The following is a 2,663-nucleotide window of genomic DNA, read 5'->3' as shown; positions in this document are numbered from 1 at the left end:
GACACCGGGGATACCGGTGCCCAAGGACCCCAAGGAGAACAAGGCCCCAAAGGTGACAAGGGTGATACCGGCGAGACCGGAGCTCAAGGACCCCAGGGCGAGCAAGGCCCTAAAGGTGACAAAGGAGATACCGGAGAAACCGGAGCCCAGGGCCCACAGGGAGAACAAGGCCCGAAGGGAGACAAAGGTGACAAAGGTGATACCGGAGATACCGGTGCCCAGGGTCCGCAGGGACCCCAAGGGGAAACTGGGCCGCAAGGACCCAAAGGCGACAAGGGTGACAAGGGCGACAAGGGTGACACCGGTGCCCAGGGACCACAAGGGGAAACAGGTCCGCAAGGCCCTCAGGGACCTCCAGGTCCGGCAAATTCCGGAGGGTCATTTGCAGCCGCAATCCGCTCTACCAATTCGGACACCACCCTGGGCAGTAATGATTATACCCTGATCGTTACGGGCAATAATGTGGAAGTGACCCTCCCGAACCCATCTACGTGTCAGGGAAGAATTTACATCATAAAAGCCATAAACGATACGGTGGACTTTTCTCAGAATTTCATAAATGAAACTGGTGGTAATTCCAACTCAGTACGCGACGGGCGTATCCTGGTCATCCAGAGCGACGGGAACGACTGGCACCAAATCATGAGGGATTAAAAGGGAGATGGACATGAAAAAACGACTTTTCATTGGCCTGATGGTACTGGGATTACCCCAGGTTCAGGTAGCCCAGGACGGGATAGGAAACCACGGGGATCTCAAATTTCACGGAATGGGTGCAATAGGCTTGCACGCAGACCTGTGGAACTCTGGGACATTCTCCAGCCCGGAAGGTCTGGTAGGGTTCTACCAGGACTCGGTTGGCCTGAAACTCTACGGGTCAGTTCCTCCCGAGTGGTTCGATCTGGAGGTGGCCGCAGCAAATGGGGTGGATTGTTATCAGCCCATTCGGGTCGCCAATAATGTAAACTTTATAGAAGGAGATCTCCGGAACCGGCAATCCGGCAACTACGCGGCTCTTATTTTCGACCGGGACGCCTTCCAGACCGGGGCCAGTACGACATCCAAGGTAGACGGCTACGCCGCGTTCCAATACAAAGACGCCTTTGTACTTCCCATTGGCAACGAGGAACGTTTCCGTCCCTTGGGAGTAGAATCCCAGGCCGTAAATGGATTGGTTACAGGTGGTTATTATGCCGATGACCCGAATGAATCTGCCATGACACAAGGTGGAGGTAACAGTCGGAGAAACCGATATTCAGCCAGCCCTGAGGAATATTGGACCCTGGACGGGGACCTGCCAACCCGCGTAACCCTCAGCTGGGGAGGCGCCAGCGAGATCCGTGCCTTGGTTACCGACCTGAGCGAACTACGGGTCCTGGGCCTGAATCCGCGGACGCGGACCTGGGAAGACCTCGGCAGGACTTCCCTCGAAGGCGACCTGTCAGCAGGGACGATCCGGACCGATTGGATCACCCCCACGGATTATATGCGCTTTGCGCTGGGCACTGCCAATGCTGAAGATCTTCCGGAAGACCTGGAAAATGAAAACTACTATATTTCGCCAAATGGTGACGGCAAAAACGAAAGCCTGATCCTGCCCATGGCTTTGGATAATCCGAATAATACCCTAAGCATCTACAACCGCAGCGGGGTATTGGTTTACCAGGAAAAATTCTACACAGGGGGCTTTATGGGAAAATCCAACAAAGCCGGAGACCTGGAGCCCAATCTGGCCCTGAAAAGAGGGATCTATTTTTATATCCTTACCCTCCATGAAACAGGGAAAAAACACCAGGGGTATTTCTATCTGAGACAATAGACCAATGGCGTTTTACTGTCTGCTAAAAGGCATTTTTTATGGACGATTGGACATTAACCCTCATTTGACATCGGTTTTAAGGCCATACACAACATTGTCTTAAACAGATAGGGCCTGCGCGCTACCTTTAGGTTCCTAAAAACCCGGAACCATGCGCTTTCGCTTTGCCTTCCTGATGATTCTGATGCCTTTGGCAGGCCTTTTCGGCCAGCTTAAAGTCGGGGAAAATCCGGACCGCATCCACCCGAATTCCGTCCTCGAACTCCAGAGTACCAATAAGGCCCTGGTGCTGCCCAGGCTCACCACCGCCCAGATGCAGGCCATTCAACCCTTGCAGGGTGCCCTGATTTTTAACACTGAGGAGGGTTGCCTGTTTTATTACAATGCAAATCAATGGCACAACCTCTGCACTGGCGGGGCGTCCTCCGAAATGTCCATTGTGAGCAATGCCAATGGAACGTTTACTATTTTTTATGGCGATGGGAATTCCTATACCTCCCCTAACCTTACGGGTCCGGCCGGCCCACAAGGTGTGGCGGGAAATGACGGAGCAGCGGGACCGCAGGGACCAGCAGGACCGGAAGGGCCCCAGGGACCTCAAGGCCCACAGGGACTTCCGGGAGACCCCGCCACCGACGACCAGGCCCTCAGCCTGAGCGGCACAACCCTGAACCTCGAGAACGGCGGCAGCGTAGATCTGGCGCCCTTCCTCGATAACACCGACAACCAGCAGATCACCGACTTCAGACTGGCCGGGAATATCCTGACTTTGACCCTGGAAGATGGAGGCACCCAGACCGTAGACCTTTCCGGATATGTTTCATCCGATGACCAGGCACTAAGT

The 2,663-nt window shown here is 54.5% G+C and carries 2 protein-coding genes; both read left to right on the top strand.

What is annotated here, in order from left to right:
• Nucleotides 1–667 precede the first annotated feature (667 nt).
• Nucleotides 668–1,819 carry a gliding motility-associated C-terminal domain-containing protein gene (locus tag CA832_RS06385; protein ID WP_158211891.1) on the top strand — a complete coding sequence of 384 codons (1,152 nt, stop codon included), beginning with the start codon at nt 668–670 and terminating at the stop codon, nt 1,817–1,819.
• A gap of 151 nt (nt 1,820–1,970) precedes the next feature.
• Nucleotides 1,971–2,663, top strand: a 693-nt coding sequence (locus CA832_RS15015) for a collagen-like triple helix repeat-containing protein (RefSeq protein ID WP_198944446.1), incomplete at its 3' end; no start/stop codon positions are given.

It is taken from the genome of Robiginitalea sediminis, assembly GCF_002198115.1.
Taxonomy (GTDB): Bacteria; Bacteroidota; Bacteroidia; order Flavobacteriales; family Flavobacteriaceae; genus Robiginitalea; species Robiginitalea sediminis.
The sequence above is the reverse complement of the archived record's forward strand: the minus strand, read 5'-3'. Positions and strand labels throughout refer to the sequence as shown.

Excerpts from the sequence above, each read along its gene's own strand:
- CA832_RS06385 (WP_158211891.1), top strand. The coding sequence starts at position 668 with ATGAAAAAACGACTTTTCATTGGCCTGATGGTACTGGGATTACCCCAG.